The organism is Pelagimonas phthalicica (assembly GCF_004364805.1).
GTDB classification, from domain to species: domain Bacteria; phylum Pseudomonadota; class Alphaproteobacteria; order Rhodobacterales; family Rhodobacteraceae; genus Pelagimonas; species Pelagimonas phthalicica.
On record NZ_SOAP01000006.1, the window covers coordinates 15825 to 33723 of the forward strand.

Annotated in this window: 12 protein-coding genes; 6 read left to right on the top strand and 6 right to left on the bottom strand. The window is 58.9% G+C overall.

Going from position 1 to position 17899, the window contains the following annotated elements:
• Positions 1–65: 65 nt before the first annotated feature.
• Both CLV87_RS22600 and CLV87_RS22605 read right to left on the bottom strand, forming a co-directional pair.
• Entirely contained in the window at positions 66–1322 is a 1257-nt protein-coding gene (locus tag CLV87_RS22600) for a hypothetical protein (protein WP_133840888.1), read from the bottom strand.
• 135 nt (positions 1323–1457) lie between these two features.
• Positions 1458–1808 (bottom strand): hypothetical protein, encoded by a 351-nt coding sequence (locus tag CLV87_RS22605; RefSeq protein ID WP_099249578.1) that lies wholly within the window; start codon positions 1806–1808, stop codon positions 1458–1460.
• A 353-nt stretch (positions 1809–2161) separates the two neighbouring features.
• On the opposite strand from CLV87_RS22605, the gene CLV87_RS22610 reads away from it, so the two are divergent.
• From CLV87_RS22610 to CLV87_RS22625, 4 genes are read left to right on the top strand one after another with little or no spacing between them, the layout of a single operon-like run.
• Positions 2162–2788, top strand: coding sequence for a hypothetical protein (locus CLV87_RS22610; protein WP_099249580.1), 627 nt, complete (start codon positions 2162–2164; stop codon positions 2786–2788).
• Positions 2785–4908: a winged helix-turn-helix domain-containing tetratricopeptide repeat protein gene (locus CLV87_RS22615; RefSeq protein WP_099249582.1), complete on the top strand. Its 2124-nt coding sequence runs from the start codon at positions 2785–2787 to the stop codon at positions 4906–4908. Before CLV87_RS22610 ends, CLV87_RS22615 begins: the two co-directional genes overlap by 4 nt.
• Positions 4909–4926: 18 nt before the next feature.
• Positions 4927–6129: a phosphatase PAP2 family protein gene (locus tag CLV87_RS22620; RefSeq protein ID WP_099249584.1), complete on the top strand. Its 1203-nt coding sequence runs from the start codon at positions 4927–4929 to the stop codon at positions 6127–6129.
• Between the two features lie 12 nt (positions 6130–6141).
• The gene (locus CLV87_RS22625; RefSeq protein ID WP_099249586.1) at positions 6142–8157 is read left to right on the top strand and encodes a S8 family serine peptidase; all 2016 of its coding nucleotides are present in this window, start codon (positions 6142–6144) and stop codon (positions 8155–8157) included.
• Between the two features lie 489 nt (positions 8158–8646).
• On the opposite strand, the gene CLV87_RS22630 is transcribed toward CLV87_RS22625, so the two are convergent.
• The 4 genes from CLV87_RS22630 to CLV87_RS22645 form a co-directional block, all read right to left on the bottom strand.
• Complete coding sequence (locus CLV87_RS22630; protein ID WP_099249588.1) at positions 8647–9651, bottom strand: hypothetical protein; 1005 nt, start codon at positions 9649–9651, stop codon at positions 8647–8649.
• Positions 9651–10970, bottom strand: a complete 1320-nt coding sequence (locus CLV87_RS22635) for a hypothetical protein (RefSeq protein ID WP_099249590.1) — start codon at positions 10968–10970, stop codon at positions 9651–9653. The genes CLV87_RS22630 and CLV87_RS22635 overlap by 1 nt, the downstream gene beginning before the upstream one ends.
• 3 nt (positions 10971–10973) lie before the next feature.
• A complete protein-coding gene (locus CLV87_RS22640) occupies positions 10974–14390 on the bottom strand; it encodes a hypothetical protein (protein ID WP_099249592.1) in 3417 nt (1138 codons plus the stop codon).
• A 160-nt stretch (positions 14391–14550) separates the two neighbouring features.
• Positions 14551–15573 (bottom strand): AraC family transcriptional regulator, encoded by a 1023-nt coding sequence (locus tag CLV87_RS22645; RefSeq protein ID WP_099249594.1) that lies wholly within the window; start codon positions 15571–15573, stop codon positions 14551–14553.
• Between the two features lie 124 nt (positions 15574–15697).
• On the opposite strand from CLV87_RS22645, the gene CLV87_RS22650 reads away from it, so the two are divergent.
• Together CLV87_RS22650 and CLV87_RS22655 are read left to right on the top strand one after the other, a co-directional pair.
• A complete protein-coding gene (locus CLV87_RS22650) occupies positions 15698–16162 on the top strand; it encodes a cupin domain-containing protein (protein WP_099249596.1) in 465 nt (154 codons plus the stop codon).
• A 12-nt stretch (positions 16163–16174) separates the two neighbouring features.
• Positions 16175–17659: a flavin-containing monooxygenase gene (locus CLV87_RS22655; RefSeq protein ID WP_099249598.1), complete on the top strand. Its 1485-nt coding sequence runs from the start codon at positions 16175–16177 to the stop codon at positions 17657–17659.
• The last annotated feature ends 240 nt before the right edge of the window (positions 17660–17899 follow it).

Below are 17899 nucleotides of genomic sequence, written 5' to 3' on the forward strand. Positions count from 1 at the left end.
TCGGTGCCGGGCGCGAACCTGTGTGGTGACGAATGATCTACGTCGTGGATTTCAATTCCAAGTGCCTAGCTTTGCGCGCCGACAAAGTGGGTGTCACCCAACACAACCAGCGTCTCGTCACCGTCTTCGGTGGCATAGCCATCCTGTAGCAGGCGGGTCAGGCCAGCTTTGGCCGGGTTGCCGGAGTCAACGACCCACACCAGCGAATATGAGATCGACGCGTTGTCCGGCAGAACCGGGAAGTTCACGTCCAGCGTGCCCTCATAGTTGGCGGGCACTTCGACCTCGCCGACAAATTCCTGATCATCTGCGGTGACTTTGGCCACATGGGCAAAGTCCAGATCGGCAACGCGCATGGCGATTTCAGAGCCGGCTGGCACATTGCGGGTGCGGGCGACAAAGCGGAATTTGGCCGGGATGTCATCGTTGTTGTAGAAGACCAGAGGCTCTTCGCCCGTCATCGAGACATTGACATTATGCCAGCCCGCCGCGCCGTTATAGGTGATCCAGTGGGTGGAGCTGCTGTTATTCCACTGCACGCCGCTGATCGAGGCCGGGTCATTGGTGAAATACTCGGTCTGGGCGCAGACGATCAGGCAGTAATGCCCGGCACCGGTAGGTTCAAAGCCAAAGGAGGTGTCACAGGCCGAACGTTCGCCGGGGCGGATGACCTTTTGGTTGTTGATATTCACCAGATCGGCGGTCTGCTTGGTGCCGTCATAGGTGAAAAGCTGCGTCCAGGAACTGGGCGGTTGGTTGAAGCCGTTGGAGGTGTAGTAGATCTTGATCTCCCCCTGTTTGATCGGCACCTGAAGGTTTTTGTTCTGACCGCGCCCATAGGTGTTGTTCTTGAGCCCTGGCGCCGGGCCCCAGGTGGTCTGATCCCATTTGGTGATCATGTCATAGGGGTCAAGCGTGGTGACACCGTTCAGCAGCACATCGGGGCTGGCGGTATAAGAGCCGGTTTTCGGGATAAGCCCGTCATTGGAGGTGTTGCAGCGCACCAGCAGCCCATACCACAGGCGATAGGCGGAGTTGGCGGCCTTGAGGCAGTCGGAATGGTTGATACCGGTGGCGGCGTTCATATAGGTGGCCAGCAGATCAGCATCCATTTGCAGCTTTTGATCGCTCCAGAAGGTATCGCCATAGAGGTTGCCAACAATGGCGGCCAAAAGGTTGAGATCACCAGGAGGCGGCAGACGGCGCCAGATGGTTTTCAGCGCGGTTTGGGCATTGTCGTTCTGGGTAAAGCATTTCAAGCCCAGATCCCAATATTGCTGATTGGGGCCTGCAGCGACTTCGGGGACGGCATACATATTCATGAGTTCTCTCCTGAAAAGGGTCCGGTATTGGCCAGTGACCAATACCGGAGGTGAGCCCGAGGGCTCTGGGATAGGGAAGACAGTCATCTGACCCGATAGGGTGGGGGCTGACCGGATCAGATTTGGTTTATGTGATCAGCACTTGCCGAAGGATTTCGACACGATGACCTTGCCCGCCACGCTGATGGTGACGCGTACACCGGTGGGGATGCCCCAGGTGGTGCAGATATGCAGACAGGCTTCGGCTGCGGTGCCGTTTGGAATGATGCTGGGGATCGGGAAGCAGTATTTGCCAAAGCCCAACGGCAGGTTCAGGCAGACCTTGCCATTTTCCACGGTGACGGAAATACAGCCCGCCGCCATGGCCAAATGGCCGTCTTCGGCCGAGTTGATGGCCGTGGCCTGGATCTTGTCATCATAGTGACCGCGTGCGGCCTCCAATGCGGCTTCGATATGCTTGTCGTCAAAGCTGTGAAAATCAGCCATTTGGTTTCTCCTTGTCAGTCAGGTTTGCCCGGCTCAGCCCGGGCGTTTTGGTGCAGTGCGAAACGCTTGCTGCACCCTCAGTCTTGGCCAAACCGCCCGCCGGGTCCTGAAAGCCGCGCGAAACTGTTCCGAAACTGTTCCGAAGGCGTTTCGGAACGGGGATCGGGCGAATTTAAGAAAGATTTCAGAAAGAATTCAGGACTTCGTTGCCAATCGCCCCCAAGGTCAAATGAGCAAATCCTTTGGCCCTGAAATCAATAGCTTGCCGGATTTGTCAGAGGTTGGTTTCGCGTGCGGCGTTTTCCCTGAGGCAGTGTGGATCGTTGGATAGAATGGAGCCGAGTATCGCTAGAATGACTGATATCCAGGTCTTTCCCTTTTTCAGCTCGGTGTCGCTTGAGGTGTTTCCCTGCGTGACGGCGATGGCGGCGCTTTATACCTCGGGCAATGTTCAGGGCATGGCCTATGAGGCCTTGGAGATCGAGGATGCCCGGCTGACCAGCGAGCTCAGGATTGGGGCCACCTATATTGCGGTTGGTCAGGATGAGGACGGCAAGCAGGTGCAGACCCATTGGATGTATTGCACGCAAGTTGCCCCGCATCCGACCTTTGGCATCTCGCGCAATCACCGCATTCCGGGCGTTTATGGCCCGGCACCGTTTCTGTGCTCATCGCTTTTTGTTGAACTGGAGCAGCTGACCAATATCGTTGGTCGGGCCGCTGAACCGGCGGCCAATATTGATGTGGCCGAGTTTCGGCTGGGCGAAGAGGGCATGCTGATTGCCACCGCCTTTGGCACGCCGCATGTCATGGGCATTCAGGTGCAGCTGCCGTTTCTGCCGCCGCATTTCCTGACAGGTGCGCGCAATCTGGTGATCACAGCGCAATCGGTGCGCACGGGGCAGACGGTTGTCTTGCCCAAACTGACCTGCCTGCGCGCCAGTTCACCGGCGGTTTTCCTACAGGAAGACCCGCTATGACAGCCGCTTTGACCCCATATTCGCCGCCTCCAAGCGATCCGGGCGTTATGGCCCAAGCGGCCATGCCCGCCCGGTCGCGACGTGGCGTTAACTTTTTTGTTGAACGTTTTCCCCCTTTGTTCAATCTTAGGGGTAAGAGCGAGGCCGCAGGTCCGGGGGGAATGTTCTGCGTGGAGGCCGATGAAGAACCAACTGAGCGTATTGCCCTCGGGGAGACGTTTTACGTCCCCGTGCATGATCAGTTGATTGCGCAGGATAACACGCCGGTCTATCTGCGCGCGCAATCCTCCAAGGTGTTGCGATATCTCACCAAAAGGCTGGGGCGCGTGGTGACGCGCGAGGAATTGGTCAACCATGTCTGGCCCAATCTGGCCGTGACCGATGACAGCCTGACGCAATGCATTTCTGATCTGCGCCGCGCTCTGGGGGATAAGGAGCGCAAGGTGCTCAAGACCATCCCCAAGCGCGGCTTTGTCCTGCATGGCGAGGTGATCGCGCCGCCGGTGACGGCTGTGCCGGTATTTGCGCCGAGCGAAACGTCCCAAGAGCCGGTGGACGCCTTTGCGTTGCAAATGGATGGGCCGATTATTGCGCATATCCTTGACGGGCAGATGGGTCTGACCCTTGGCGCGGGGCGGCAGATGCAGTTTGGCGATATCGCCGAGGCCGTGTCAGCCGCCAAACCCCTGGCCCATGGGCAAGGAATGGCGGTGGTTCTGAGCATGGGACAGGCGGCGACACCTGATTTGCTGGCCGCCGCGCAACCCGGTCGCATTCTGGCCGATGTCAGCGTGCGTGAATTGGCCCATCAGCATCCGGGCCTGTTTTTCGAAGATCTGGGCCATGTGGGAGGATTGAGCAATCCGCGCGCCTATCGCCTGTCAGAATTTGGGGTTGAGGGCGGGCTTGTGCCGGTATCGCTGGATCAACCCATGCTGCCCAGCGTCGCGATTCTGCCCTTGCAAAATATCCAATCCGACGCGCCGGATGTATTGGGCACGGTCTTTGCCGATCTGATTTCCGGCACGCTGAGCGCTGCGGAAGAGATCAACGTGATTTCGCGCCTGTCCACGGCGGCCTTTGCCAAAGGCGCGCAGAACCTGGCTGACATTCAGAAATACCTGAATGCCGAGTTTGTCCTGTCGGGGTTTTTCATTCGCCGGGGCGAGCGGCTGCAGCTGAACCTGGAATTTGCCGATGTAACCAGCCAGCGCTTGCTGTGGTCTTATCGTGTTGAAATTGCCATGGCGGATCTGTTGGGGGATTTTGAGGCCGCGCATGAGATCGTCGCCAAGATCCGTCGCGCCATCATGATCAACGAGATCCGCCGCGCCAGCATCAGGCCGCTGGAAAGCCTGCAGACTTATACTCTGATTCTGGCCGCTGTCGGGTTGATGCATCGCCTGTCGCCGCAGGAATTTTCCAAGGCGCGTGGCTTGCTGGATCATCTGAAGGATCGCGCGCCCCGCCATCCGGTGCCGCTGGCCTGGACGGCGCGCTGGCATCTGTTGCGGGTGGTGCAAGGCTGGTCTGACGATCCGTATGAGGATGCGCAGGCGGCCTTGGGCTGTACGGGGCGGGCCCTGGATATGGATCCGGAAAACGTGCTGGCGCTGGCCTGCGAAGGGCATGTGCTGACCAACCTGTTGCATCGCCTTGACGATGCCGAGGATCGCTATGATCTGGCGCTGGAAACCAACCCGAGTGACGCCAATGCGCGGGCGCTGCGTGGCATGTTGCTGGCGTTTCAGGATCGCGGCGATGAGGGCGTTCCAGACACGGAACGCGCCCTGCGCCTGGCACCGCTGGACCCGCACAGGTTCTTTTATTTGGCGATGGCGGCAGGGGCCTGGTTGACCCCTGGAAATTTCGAAAAGGCCGAAGAATATGCCCGTGCCTCGCTGAGGTTGAACCGCACGCATCTGTCATCTCTGCGCATGCTGGCCGTCGCGCAGCAGAAGTCGGGCAAATACGAAGCCGCCCGTGAAACGGTCGCGGATTTGATGCGTTTACAGCCGGGATTGCGTGTCAATTCCTGGCTCAAGTCATCGCCAAGCGCTGACTTTGAAACCGGACGCCGCTTTGCGCAGGCTTTGCGCGATGCCGGTGTTCCTGATTGACAAGAAGGAAGGTTGCTCATGACCGCAGAATTTTTCGGAACCCCTCAGGGGGCATATGGAGCCTATGGCGCATACGGAGCATATGGGGCCTATGGCGGGGCCGGGGCGTATGGTGCCTATGGGGCTTATGGGGCCTACGGAGCGTATGGCATTCCTGAATCCCCGGTCTCGGCCGAGGCTTTTGTGACCAATCGTGACGGGATTGTCGGCGCGCCGCTTGAGCATATCCCATCGGCCCGGCCCGGTGTTCCTGATGATGTGCAAAACCTCAAGCGTCTCTCGCGCGAGGTGCGGGCGGCGATCTTTTCCTTTGCGCTGAATTCCAAGGTTGAGATGACGGTTTCGGTCGAGGAAACCGCCACCGCAACCCTGTGGCGGCGCGACGGATTTGAGGTGGTGCAGGCGGGGGAACGGCCCAAGTTCAAATACCGCGAATTGGTCGAAATGACCTGCCCGCGTCAGGAATTGTTTGAAAAGCAACTCGGGTTTTTGACCGGTTATGCGGATATTCGTCAGGACCGGGGGGCCGAGATCCTGTCGCAGATCGGCGCACCGGTGCCGTTTTACCAGACGATTTCCTTCATCGATCCGGCCCGCACGCCTTATACGCTGGAACTGTTGGCCACGGCGCTGCGCTTTACCAATTATTGCGAACAACAGATGAAATACGCGCTGGCGGTGAAGCGCCCGATCGAGCTGTCGCCACAGGTGCAGCCGATGATCCAGACGCCGACCCATGGCTCTCTGCCCAGCGGCCACGCGACCGAGGCGTTCATGATGGCGCGGCTGATCTGGAAGCTGATGCTGCATTCTGGTGCTCCGCAATATGAAAGCGGCGGGCATTGGGGCGAGATGTTGATGCGTCTGGCCGCACGCATCGCCACCAACCGGACCGTGGCCGGGGTGCATTACCCGGTCGACAGCTCAGCCGGGGCGGTTTTGGGCCTGACTTTGGCGGAGTTTGTCTATGGGCAATGCACGGCGGGCAGCTGGTCGTCGTCCAAATTCAACGGGCTGAATTACAGCGCGTCGAGCGATCTGGACTGGCACGCGCTGTACGTGGCGGCGGATGATCAGCAAAAGCCGGTCAGCGAAGGGCCGGATGGCGTTTGGGCCAAATCCAAGATGCACGAAGAGGACCGGGGTGGCTCGGACGTGCTGGCCTGGCTTTGGGACAAGGCGCAAGAGGAATGGGCCGATTTTGATCCCTGCATTCGATAGGAGCGCCGCAAGATGTCCTATAATTGGAAACCCGCGCCGATTAATGGCCCTGCCCCGATTGACGCGCTGACCTATACGCGGCTGAGCTCGACAACGTTTCCGGTGGCAGACGAGGCCTGGTGGTCAGCGATGATCGAGCTGGAAGAGACCAGCATAGCCGCCTTTGAACAGTTGGTTGCCCAGGCGTTCCCGCAGGAATTGCTTGTGCCGGCGGCCTATGATCTGGGCGACAGGGCGGCGCTGAAACATCGGCAATTCGTGGCAATCTTTGCCCGCAAGCCTCTGCTATCGGTGTTGAACCGCAAGGATAACGGCTTTGGCGTTGTTAATGTGCATCTGGGTATGGTGACACCCGAGGCATGGTTGAACTTTGCCGCGATGCCGGGGGAGGATACCGTTGAAGAGGTCGGCCCGGACACCGTTTTGACCGGCATGATTGATGACGGGCTGGGCATCGCGCATGAGCTGTTCCGCACCGGGCCTGAAACGACGCGGGTCGCCTATTGCGCGGTGCTGCCATCGCCGCCGCAAGAGGGCGACACAGAGACCACGCAGGGCCGGGTGCTGAACGCCAAGCAGATTGATTCCTATCTCAAGGAATTCACCTGGTCGGATCTTTTGGATGAGGATCTGTTCTATAGCCAGACCGGGCAGGTCGAGCTGGCAGAGGGCAAGTTTTCGCCCGTCTCTCTGCGGCGGTCCCATGGCACCCATGTGATGGGGCTGAGCGCGGGATATGCCCAAGGCGCCGATGTCACATCGCGCCCGATCATCTGTGCGGTGCTGCCGCCGCGCGTGGTCGAGGATACGTCGGGTATCAGCCTGCTGCCCTCGTTGTGTCTGGCGCTGCAGATGCTGAGCAAACGCGCCTCCCGCTATCGTGTTGCCGGCAAACCGGTGCCCTTTGTGCTGAACTTTTCCTATGGCAATTTCTCGGGCCCGCATGATGGTACCGATGAGGTGTCGCGCCTGTTTGAGCAATTCCTGAGCGCCGATCCCCAGCAGAAACGCTGGATGACCCTGCCCGCCGGGAATGGCAATCTGGCGCGGGCGCATGGGGTGCTGCGCTTTGGTGAGGATCTGCCAGAAGAGGCGGAGCTGTTCCTGCGCGTGCTGCCGGATGACAACACCGCCAGCCATGTGGAATTCTGGATGCCCTATTCCAAGGCGGTAACGCCGCCGGATTATGTGTCATTGACCGTGACGCCCCCCTTTGGCGGCGAAAGCCTGACGGTAAACGCGCGCGAGGGGCAAAAGCAGGTGCTGTGTGACAGTCAGGGGCGGGTTGTCGCCACCTTGATGTATACGTTTGAACCGGCACCAACTGCGCGCGGGGTGATCACCCTGGCGATTGAACCTACTGCGTCGCTGAAACAGGGGCAGGCCCTTGCCCCATCAGGGCGGTGGAAGATCCGCGCCAAGCCCAAAGAGATCTATCCCGATCAACAGGTCGAGGTCTGGATCCGGCGGGATCAGACCTTGCCCGGGTACCGTCCGGGTGGTCGGCAATCGTTTTTTGATAACGGGGATTATCAGCGCTTTGGCCCGTTTGGCAGGCCGCTGCCGGTTGATCCGGTGGATGATGTCAGCCCGGTGCGCCGCTCTGGCACGTTAAGCGGCTTTGCCGATGGGTCTTCGCCCATGGTGATCGCGGCGTTTACCCGGCAATCGCATGAAGTGTCGGATTATTCCGCCGCGGGGCCGTTGACGGTGACGCCCATGTCACCCTCGCCGTTTCGCAGCGGGCCGGATGCGGTGGCCGAGGCGGACCAGTCGCCGGTTGTCTGGGGTGTGCTGAGTGCTGGGTCGCGCTGCGGGTCTTATGTGCGGCTGAATGGCACCAGCGTGGCGGCGCCACGGGTTGCCCGGCTGGCCAGTGATCACATTGCGGATTGCGATGACCCGGCGCGGGGCTGGCTGATGCAGGCGGTGAATGCGGCGCGGTTTGAGCTCTATCCCGGCACCGACAAGGACCGGATTGGACAGGGGGGCATCGACATTCCCGTGGATTGGAATACCGGGCCCTAGGTTCAACAGATTTTAAAGCGTTTCGAGACATGATTGAGACAAACGGATCGCAAATGTCCTGAGACCGCGAAGCGTGGCAAGGTATTTGCGATTCAACGTTTTCGCGAAACGCTACAGCAGTCCCTCGGGTCGCTTGCGATCCGTTTCACGCCCGACCCTCCCACCAGGGCGGGCGTGAGTTTTTATGACGCGGCCTAGTCACATGGAACCGAAATCCGCTTTATAGCGCTAAAGTTCCCGGATCGCATGCGATCCGGTTCGCGCTCATGCCAGAGGCATGCTTTCAGCATGACCCCGCCCGTCAAACCAAAGGTTTGCCTTCGGCAAAGCGACGGGCGCGAATTCGCCTCAACGTTTCAACAAGATGCACAGTTACCTGATGCCACCACCCAGACACCAAGGTTAGACGCGCCCACCCTCGGTGCCGGGCGCGAACCTGTGTGGTGGGTCTTTGTTAGAGTAGCAGACTTCAATTCCTGCTGACTAGGATCACTTGCCGCTGAGGATGCGCAGGAGTTCTTTGGCCAGCACGCGGATGGCTTCGTCGGGGATGGTTTGCTCCACTTGGCGAAAGTTCTTCCAGATCTTTTGCAACGCATCAACATCCCCATCGATAAGCATTTTCCCCTTGGGCATGACGCCGACAAAATGGGTGATGTCAGGGTCGAATTTCAGGCGGCCCTCCAGAATTTCCACCCCGTCGACAAACAAATCCGCCTCGGCCAAGCGTTCGACATCACGAGAGATTTGCCCCTCGCGCGCTGTCAAAAGCCTGACGACTCCGTCCACATCTTCCTCCACAGCAGCAAGCTTTTCGGCGGTGTCCACCGGCCCTTTCAACAGATGACGGCGGTTGCTGGGGGATTTCATTTCGAACACGGTGAGCACATAGAGGATGTCGTCATGTTCAAAGCCTAAAATGCCATCGCCCAGGGCTTCGTTTGACACTTTACCCGCGCCATCCACGGTTCGGGCAATCACATCGTCATAGCGCCGCAGATTGAATAAGTCGTCAGGGACCTCCAATTTGTCTGCCAGATCCTGCGCCCGGGTGAAGGCGGTGGCAACCTCGTCGCGATAGGTCTTGGTGGCAAAGAAAAGCAGTTCGTTGATGAACCCCTTGAGCGCATTGATCGCGCCACTTCGCGACAGTCCGGTGCGCGGCCAGATAAAGGTCTGCACATAGCGCATGGAGAGCAGGATGATCTCGCGCCATTGCGCCTGGGTCAGGTCCGAAAACAGTTTCACCGCCTCTTTGCCCATGCGGGTTTCAAGAGCCTGATAAAACCGTTTCAGGATATAGCGGGTTTGATCGGTGGCCTCGATCACCTCTTTGAGCAGCTCATCACCCTGTTTGATCAGCGCCCGCCCGCCATCTTTGGCGAAATCGTCAATCGCCTTGGCCCAGAGTACAAAGAGACTCGCCAGATCATCGGGCAGGGGGCTGCCCTTGGGGCGGTTTTTGAGCACATCGGCAAGGCGTTTCCTGGGCATCAGGCCAGCACCTGGCGAAAGAATTTCATGCTGGCCAGGCGGCGGGCGTTTTTCAGCAGAGACGACGCCTTGAGCGGCGGCAAGAAGAATTCGATCACCATATAGACGATGTAGCCAAAGTAATATCCCGACTGGGCCGAGTTGCTGATCACCTTGTCAAAAGCCCATTCAGCGCGGGTCCAGGCGGCGTTCCACAGGATGGGCCAGGCCCGTTGAACCCAATCCCAAAGCGCGTCGAAATCGATCTTTTCCAGCGCGTCAAAGGTGGTTTCGAGGAATTCCAGAACGGTCTGAAACACAGTGCTGAAATCCTTGTTCAGCCGCAAATCCGCCGCGACCAGTTTGAAACCCAGCGACAGCATTTCAAGAAAGCCGATCACGGCATCCATGATCCCATCCCACAGGCCCGAGACAAAGCCCAGAACCGCCGCGCCGGTTTCCTCAAGATCGGGTTTCATGTCGCGCAACAGGTCGATACAGCCCCGGATCGTGCCAAAGAGCCAGTTCCACATCTTGCTCAATCGCCCCAGCATCGCTTGCAGGCGGTTGGGGAGAAAGCGGCCCATTCCGGCAAAGCGCTTTAGGAACCCGGACTGGAGTGCAATTACTTTTTTTTCGACTCTATCCAGGATGGGGGTCTGTTCGGCTTTCAACCCGTCGAGAAAATCCGCCCAATCCTTGGGTTGCTGGCGCGGGTCCCAAAGGCCGGGGGGCATACGGGAATTGGTTTCCAGAAAGGTCGCAAACTCTTTCGCGGTTTTGTCCGCCAGGTCAAAGGCCTCTGCCAGACCTTCGTGGATGGCATCAAAACCTCGGCCAAGGATGGAAGGGTATTCGTCAGATAGGGCACCGTCTATTCGATCGTAGAACTCATCATGCGACATGCCCAAAGCTCTGGGCAATCCGGGTAAGGCCCGCCGCATGTCTCGAATCCATTCTTCGGCCAAAGATTCTTCGACATCCGGAAGAGCAACCACTTTGACAACCCGGTGGGCCAAAGCCCCAGCCCCGGCCTGAATCTCCACAAAAATCCAGACGAACCCAAGAGTCAGAGCCGAATAGCGATCTGCCTCAAAAGCCTTGCGCCGCTCGGAGGCGAATTTCAGCAATTCTAGGCCGGAGCTACCGAGGAATAGACTGACATTCGGAATTTCAAAATTATCTGCAAAGCTATGATAGATTTCTCTGGCCCGGATATGGCCAATGGATTCTGTCCCTGCCAGTCCTTCGCTGACAACAAAATTAGGATTGTTTTCGGTTGGCAGAACCGCATCAAGAATACGCCGAACAGCCGGGTCCTCAAGTTGTACTGGTGCCATGGCTCAGCCCGTCGGGGTGTCGGTTGTGGGCAGGACCGGGGCGAGGCGGCTGGCACCGCGTCCGATCCGATGCTCGTCGATCCGGCAGGGAAGGCCGTCTTCGATCAGGGCAGAGCTGGCCGATTGCAGGATGGTCAGGTTGGTGGGCAGACGGGTTTCCCATTCGGCCTCGACAACCTCTTCGCGGGTTTTATTGGCTGATAGTTCGTCGGCGATAGAGACAAAGTGATTGTCCCCGGCCTCAAGCGCAAAGCCGCTGCCAAACCAGACCTCACCGGTGGCAAAGAAATAGTTCACCGCATCCTGCATCCCCTCGCGCACGGGCAACATCACCCGCGCCATGCCGCTGGACAGGAAGGCCGCGAAGAGCTGGTTGCGGGTCGCTTCGAGAGAAAGCTTGGCCGACCAATCCTTTTTCGGACCGTAGAAATACGGGTAAAAGATGTAGGACATGATCCCCCAATCAAAGGCGGTCTCAAAAAAGCGTACCACTTCGGCATGGCGATCCAGTTTCGGCTTTTGCTTGAGCTTGGGGAAACTGTCTGCATCTTGTTGTTTGTAGTGATTGGCGCTGATCTTGAGCTCGGGGAAGGGTTTGGTCATCATTTCGATGCAGATCCGCTTGATCTCGCGCTCCATATGGCGGCGCTTGAAACGCGGGTTGAGATCGGCGCGGGCGGCGTCTTCTTCCTGTTCTTCGACCTCTTCGTCATAGGTGGCTTTGAGGGCGCGATAGGCCTCCATCAGAGCGGTATAGGCCTGCACCTGCCAGTCACGATAGGTTTTGCGCCGTCGTTTGCATACGACCTCGACGGTCAGGGCATAGGCGGACACGGCCGATACCGCGACAGCGATGGGAACGGTGCCCTGAATGTTAGGCAGGGGGCCGGAAAAGGTCAGCGGGCCGCCGCGGAGGACTTCGGGGGTCTCGCTTTCGGCGCTGCGTTCGTCAAGAAATGGTGCGTTGATGCCGCGAATAGTGACACCGATCCAAGGCCAATTGATTTCGTCACCTACTTGTGCCCACCCTCTATATTCCATCAAGGCGCGGGCGCGTTTGGCGACATAGCCATCGGGCACAACGATCTCGTTGTAGCTTTTGCCAAAGCCTGGCCGTTGGCTGGGACCTGCGGAGGTGTCGGGATCGGGTGGTTCCTGAATAACCGTCACGGATTCGGCAAAGCTGCGGCTGAGCACGATTTTGCGCGGCGGGGGCGGGGGCAGTTCGATCTCGTATTTAGAGGCAAAATCGCGCCATGTCGCGCCTGTGACGCTAGAGGCGTCGTGCAGCCCGATGGATTTCGGGCGCGGAGGTTTGCGCGATTTGACCTTGTCATCCTCTTCGACCTCGGCATTCAGGGCAAAAATAAAGGCGCGGGCCGGTTCGGGAATGTTGAGCTCGATCACCTCTTTCTGGCCCAGATTGACCAGCCGATGGCTATAGATCATGTCGAGACGGCGATAGACGCCAACCACATGTTCGGGGTTGTTGCGATTGTCAAAACCGTTCTTGGTGATGTCCTCGAACTCGCGCCGCGACAGAGAGCGGCGGCGGCTGGTGGCCTTTTGCATCAGCTTGCTCTGGACGCTGCGCGTGACGGATTTGGCGATCTCGATGGCTTCGCTGGTGCTTTGTTCGCCCGCGCTGACCGTGTTAAAGGAAAACCCGGTATCGGCGGAGAATTTGTTGGAGTTGCCAAAGCCGGTTGTGACCGAGGCCCCGACCTCGAACTGGGTTTCCATTTCGTTGCGCAAGACCTCGCTGGCTTCGGTCTGCATTTGCAGGGTTTCGCTGGTTTCGGTCTCGCTCTGATATTCCGAGGCACGTTCCTGGGTGACCTCTTGTTCGCTTTCGATCATCGACAGGCTGCGCGACACCCGTTCCTTGAAAGCCGAGGCAAGGATGTTTTCCACATGCGAGATTTCGCCGGTGACATAGCAGCTCAGCTCTTGTTCGACGCGGCGGTAATCGATCAGGCCCAGACGGGTGACGCCGTGGATGGGCGGTTCGGGATCGTCATCGGTGTCGACGATCTCGGACAGGGTTTCGATTGCACTAAAGGGCTGGTCCGGGAACAGGCGGAATCGGTCGAGCGTGTGGGGCGTGGCGCCAAGGGCGGCGGATTGCAGGGTCAGGTCTATATCGACAAAGGGTTCGCTGATCGGGGTGGTGCTGAGGCGGAAGGTTTCAAAACCTTGTGTGGCATCTGCCAGGGGGGCGGCGGTGATGGTCTGCCGGTCCTGCCGGGCGGAGAGTGTGCCGGCGATGACATCCAGCGGTGCCAGTGAGGAATCGCGAAAACGGGTCAGATAGACATGATGCCCACCGCCACTGGCCGGGCGCAGGGCGATGAGGATGGCCCCGGCGGGCAGGCGTTCTTCAATTGTGAACTGCGCACCAAAGGCGGCAAAGGCGCTGTGAGAGACATAAAGGATGCGGGGCGGGGCAGTGTCGGTGAGTGTGGCAATCTCATCTTCGATCTTGTCCAGCGTGTCCTCGGGCTCATCGGTGCCGGTGCGGAACTGGTCAAAGACCTCACGAGTGGGGGCGTCGCTGAGCCGGTCATGAATATCGGTGATCAGCAGTTTGCGCCGCTCGATCAGGCTAAGCGTTTTGCGGCGGCGCGGGGTGGTCAGATCCGGGTCATCATCGCTGCGAAAGGGCAAGTCGGGCCGTCTTGGTTCCCGTGACTCCGGCGGTGGTGTTTGGACCAGGTTTTCCTCGGCCAGCGACAGCGCATCCTCGATCTGCGAGCGCGCGTCTTCCAGACGGTCAATGCGGCTATTGGTGACAATGCTGGTCTGGGCATTGTCGAGCAGGCGGAATTGACCGGGGCTGAGGCTATCCCCCTCCGGGTCGTCAACCGCGCGACGCTGGTTGAGGGGCAGGACAACGCGGGCCTGCAGGATCCGGCGCAGGTCGCTTTCCTGATCGAGGGAAAGCGTGCCATCACCCGCCGTTGCCACGCGCCAGAAATTCAACGCTTTGTCGGCGACCATAATCGCCAGAATGGTATCAACCGCCTCGCGCCAATGGGTGGCCCAAAGATGCATCGCCAATCCATCCCACAGCGCCGCCCGTTCCGATTGCGACAGGGGCGAGAGGGCGTTGGCGTTAAGCCAGTCAGCAAGCGCTAGAAAAGAGGCGCGGTTTTGTTCGCTGTGGAGCTGGCGGTAGAATTCCAGCAGCTCAGCATGGGTGTTTTTCAGCGCGGCAAGCCCCGGCGGGGTCAGGTTGCCCGAGCGCACAGCACTGCGGGAGGCCAGCGAGATGGAGTCGAAATTCGCATGGGCCCCCGACCAGATCCGGGTTTGCGCGCGATCATTCTCGCTCAGCTGGATATGGAACTGGTTCAGTGTGGCGGGGGCGATGGCGGAAGGGTTTCGCGTTGTGGAAAACCCGAACAGGAATTGTGGCATCGCAAAACTCCTTTGAAAATAGCATTGAGGGTGGTCAGTCAGGCTGACCGCGAAAAATATCGTTTGGGTAATGCGGAAAGATTAGGCGGGGGTTTGGGGTCTAGCAACTATAGCTTGTGCCCGGTTGACGCAGAGAATCGTCAAGCGCGCAAGAATCTGCTTAGTGTTGTTCCAGCCCTGCCGCTTGCATCTGCGTGGCGCGCAGCTTGGTGTCGCGGGGGGCTTCGTTGAACTGTTGACGATAGGCGATGGAAAACCGCCCGAAATGGGAAAATCCGGCGCGGTCAGCGATGTCGCCAAGCGCTTCGCCGCCCTGGGTTTCAAGGATCAGACGCCGCGCAAGGGCCAGCCGTTCTTGACGCAGATAGCGCATCGGGGTCAGGCCAAATTCGGCCTGGAATTGCAGTTGCAGATTGCGCGGCGTGGTATTGGCGGCGCTGGCGATATCGGCGACCGATAAAGGCAGGGACAGATTGGCATGAATGAACTGAACCGCGCGGCGCAGATAGAGATTGGCCTGCGCGCCCGGAGCGCTGGCGATCAGGTTTGAGATATTGCTGGGCTGGCTGGCCAGAAAATCACCGATCAGCTCGCGTTCGACCCGCATTTGCGTGCCCGGATTGCTGTCGCCAAAAACCACATTCTGTTCCGCCAAGCCAAAGCAGGTCTTGAGCTTGCGCACCCAATTGGCGGTCGCGGGGCGGGTTTCGTCCACGGCGGTTTCAAAGGTCACGGGGGCATTTAGCGACGTGCCTAACAGGGTTTCAGCCTCCTGTTGCAGGGTCCTGGTGTCGATCTGCAACAAAAGCTGGGTACAACCCTCGCGCCAACGCATCCGGGTTTCGCGATGGGGATTCAGCACGCTGCCGCGGCCCTGGTGGGTCAGAACATTACCGCCGTGATTGTCGATCTCCGCCGCCCCGGCCAGCGGAATCTGAATCAGATAGAAAGAGTGTAATTCGCCCGGCGCAATCCGCACATCCGCCCCGTAGCGGATATAGTTGAGCGAGGTGGCGCGCCCTTCGGCCCGGTGATGACAGGCATCAAACCGGTCAGCTTGCGCGGCGATATCGAGCCGATGATCGCAGAACTTATCCGCCACAATGGCGCGCGCCTCGTCCAGCTGGGTGGTCTGAAAAAGGCGGCGCTGGGATAGGGGTTCGTTGGGCTCGCGCGCGGTCATTGGCGTGAGCTTAGCACAGAATCACGCGAATCCAGAAATGCGCGAAAATGATTTCGTTTTTTGGATAAAGGCTTTGCCGATGCATGTTTTAGGCTTGAAACAATAACAACAAGGAGGTCTGAAAATGAAAGATGGAGCCGGAGTAACCGGAGCGAGCGATGGGCTCGACGGGATTGCCTGGAATGTTGTGGGGCATACCTACACGCCGAAACTTTTGTCAAACAACGCCTTTATCTGGCATGCGGTGATCCCGGCAGAGACGTTTGTGCCGCCCCATATTCACCCGACACAGGATGAATGGATCACCGTTCTGACCGGCGAATTGGAGGTCGAATTTGGTCATACCAAAGGCGCGCCTTCGGTGCATAAGGCCGGGCCGGGTGATGTGATCCGCATGCCGATGGGCGAAGAGCACGGGATTTTCAACCGGTCCGGGGCCGAGGCGACCTGCGTCTTTGGTGTTGCCCCCTCGCGCAAATTGTTTGACCTGTTCGGTGCCTTGGACGGGGTGACGGACCCCGAGGAATTGGTGCGCCTTTCCGCCATGCATGAGGTGGATTTTCTGCCGCCCCCGCCTGACGCGCAGTAAGGGGACACATCCATGGTTAAACGCAAAACTGTCGCCGTGATCGGCGGCGGGGTCTCGGGGCTTGCCGCCGCCAAGGCCTTTGATGAACGTGGGCATCGGGTGCTGGGCTTTGAGCGCAGTCATGATTTTGGCGGGGTGTGGGAGCTGTCGCGCAGCTATCCCGATGTGCAGACGCAATCCCCCAAGGATCTGTACTGTTTCACCGATCACCCCATGCCCGAGGAGTATCCGGAATGGCCCAAAGGCCCGCAGGTGCATGCCTATCTGCACAGCTATGCGGCCAAGCATAATCTGGCGCGGCTGTTCAAGCTGAACACCACGATCAAAGGCATGGATCGCCGCACTGATGGTGGCTGGACCCTGACGATTGATGAGGCGGGGCAGGAATACACGCAGGACGTGGATTTTGTCGCCGTCTGCACGGGCCAGTTCTCGGACAAGAACATCATCTCGCATCCCGGCCAAGAGGGCTTTGTCCAGGCGGGGGGCGAGGTGATGCATTCCTCGGAATATACCGATCCGTCGATGATCAAAGGCAAACGGGTTGTTGTGCTGGGCGGGTCGAAATCGGCGACCGATATTGCGGTGAACGCGGCCAATAGCGGCGCGCGCTCGGTGCATTGGGTCTATCTGGAGCCGGTCTGGCGCATCCCGTATTTTGTGGGCGGCATCAACTTTAAGCGGCTGCTTTACATGCGGGCGCAGGAACAGCAGTTCAACGCCTGGGGCAAATCGCCCTTGCAACGCGTGGTGGCGGCGGTGCTGAAACCCTTGGTCTGGGCCAATTTCCGTGGGCTTGAGGCGCTGCTGAAGACTCAGCTGGGGCTCAAAAAATACGGGATGGTTCCCAAGATCCCGATTGAAAAGGATGTGTCCTGTTCGGTGCCCATCGTGACGCCGGGCCTGTTTGAGGCGCTGAAGGCGGGCAAGATCAAGAATATTCAGGGCACGTTTGAGCGCTATGACGGCAAGACCATCATCATGACCGGTGGTGAGCGGGTCGAGGCGGATACCTCGATTTTGGCCGTGGGGTGGAAGCTGGGCGTGCCTTACTTGCCGGATGAATACCAGCAAAAGCTGGTCGAGCCGGACGGGCAATATCGGGTCTATCGCATCGCGGTGAATCCGGATCTGCCGGATATGGGCTTTGTCGGGTTCAATTCGTCCTTTTGCACCGTGCTCAGCGCCGAGATGATCGCCAATTGGCTGGTGCGCTACATGGATGGGCAGTTGGAACGCCAGCCCTCTGAGGCCGAGATGACCGACAATATCGAGATGATGTTGAACTGGAAACGCAAAGAGCGCCCGGCGGCGCAGATCTATGGCGGGCTGTGCTCGGCCCCGTTCCATTTCAAACATTTCGACGAGCTGCTGGCCGATATGGGTGCAAGCAAACGCAAAAGGGGCAACCCGCTTGCGGAACAGTTCAGCTATCCCAGTCATAAGGCCTATGGCGAGTTTCTGGCCTCTTGCCCGCAATATCAGGCCGGGGCGTGACTTTCCGGGCCCTTGCTTGCAGGGGCCCGGTTCTAAGCCTGTTCTGAACCGGTTTTGACGCTGGCGACTGATGCGCCGCGTTTCCGGATTTGCTGAAAATTTCAGTCACTTGCCGAAGTTTTAAGCAATGGCAACGGGTGGCATACCTGCCTGATCGGTCAGGCCACGATTATCCACCTCAGAAATTCCTTTCGGAATTATTTGAAAATGGGGGAGGGTCTTTCGGTATACTGCCGAAAA

What these genes read in the sequence shown, in the direction of transcription:
- CLV87_RS22615 (WP_099249582.1), top strand. Translation starts at nt 2,785, where the DNA reads ATGACAGCCGCTTTGACCCCATATTCGCCGCCTCCAAGCGATCCGGGC.
- CLV87_RS22600 (WP_133840888.1), bottom strand. Translation starts at nt 1,322, where the DNA reads ATGAATATGTATGCCGTCCCCGAAGTCGCTGCAGGCCCCAATCAGCAA.
- CLV87_RS22655 (WP_099249598.1), top strand. Translation starts at nt 16,175, where the DNA reads ATGGTTAAACGCAAAACTGTCGCCGTGATCGGCGGCGGGGTCTCGGGG.
- CLV87_RS22645 (WP_099249594.1), bottom strand. Translation starts at nt 15,573, where the DNA reads ATGACCGCGCGCGAGCCCAACGAACCCCTATCCCAGCGCCGCCTTTTT.
- CLV87_RS22605 (WP_099249578.1), bottom strand. Translation starts at nt 1,808, where the DNA reads ATGGCTGATTTTCACAGCTTTGACGACAAGCATATCGAAGCCGCATTG.
- CLV87_RS22610 (WP_099249580.1), top strand. Translation starts at nt 2,162, where the DNA reads ATGACTGATATCCAGGTCTTTCCCTTTTTCAGCTCGGTGTCGCTTGAG.
- CLV87_RS22635 (WP_099249590.1), bottom strand. Translation starts at nt 10,970, where the DNA reads ATGGCACCAGTACAACTTGAGGACCCGGCTGTTCGGCGTATTCTTGAT.
- CLV87_RS22620 (WP_099249584.1), top strand. Translation starts at nt 4,927, where the DNA reads ATGACCGCAGAATTTTTCGGAACCCCTCAGGGGGCATATGGAGCCTAT.
- CLV87_RS22630 (WP_099249588.1), bottom strand. Translation starts at nt 9,651, where the DNA reads ATGCCCAGGAAACGCCTTGCCGATGTGCTCAAAAACCGCCCCAAGGGC.
- CLV87_RS22640 (WP_099249592.1), bottom strand. Translation starts at nt 14,390, where the DNA reads ATGCCACAATTCCTGTTCGGGTTTTCCACAACGCGAAACCCTTCCGCC.
- CLV87_RS22625 (WP_099249586.1), top strand. Translation starts at nt 6,142, where the DNA reads ATGTCCTATAATTGGAAACCCGCGCCGATTAATGGCCCTGCCCCGATT.
- CLV87_RS22650 (WP_099249596.1), top strand. Translation starts at nt 15,698, where the DNA reads ATGAAAGATGGAGCCGGAGTAACCGGAGCGAGCGATGGGCTCGACGGG.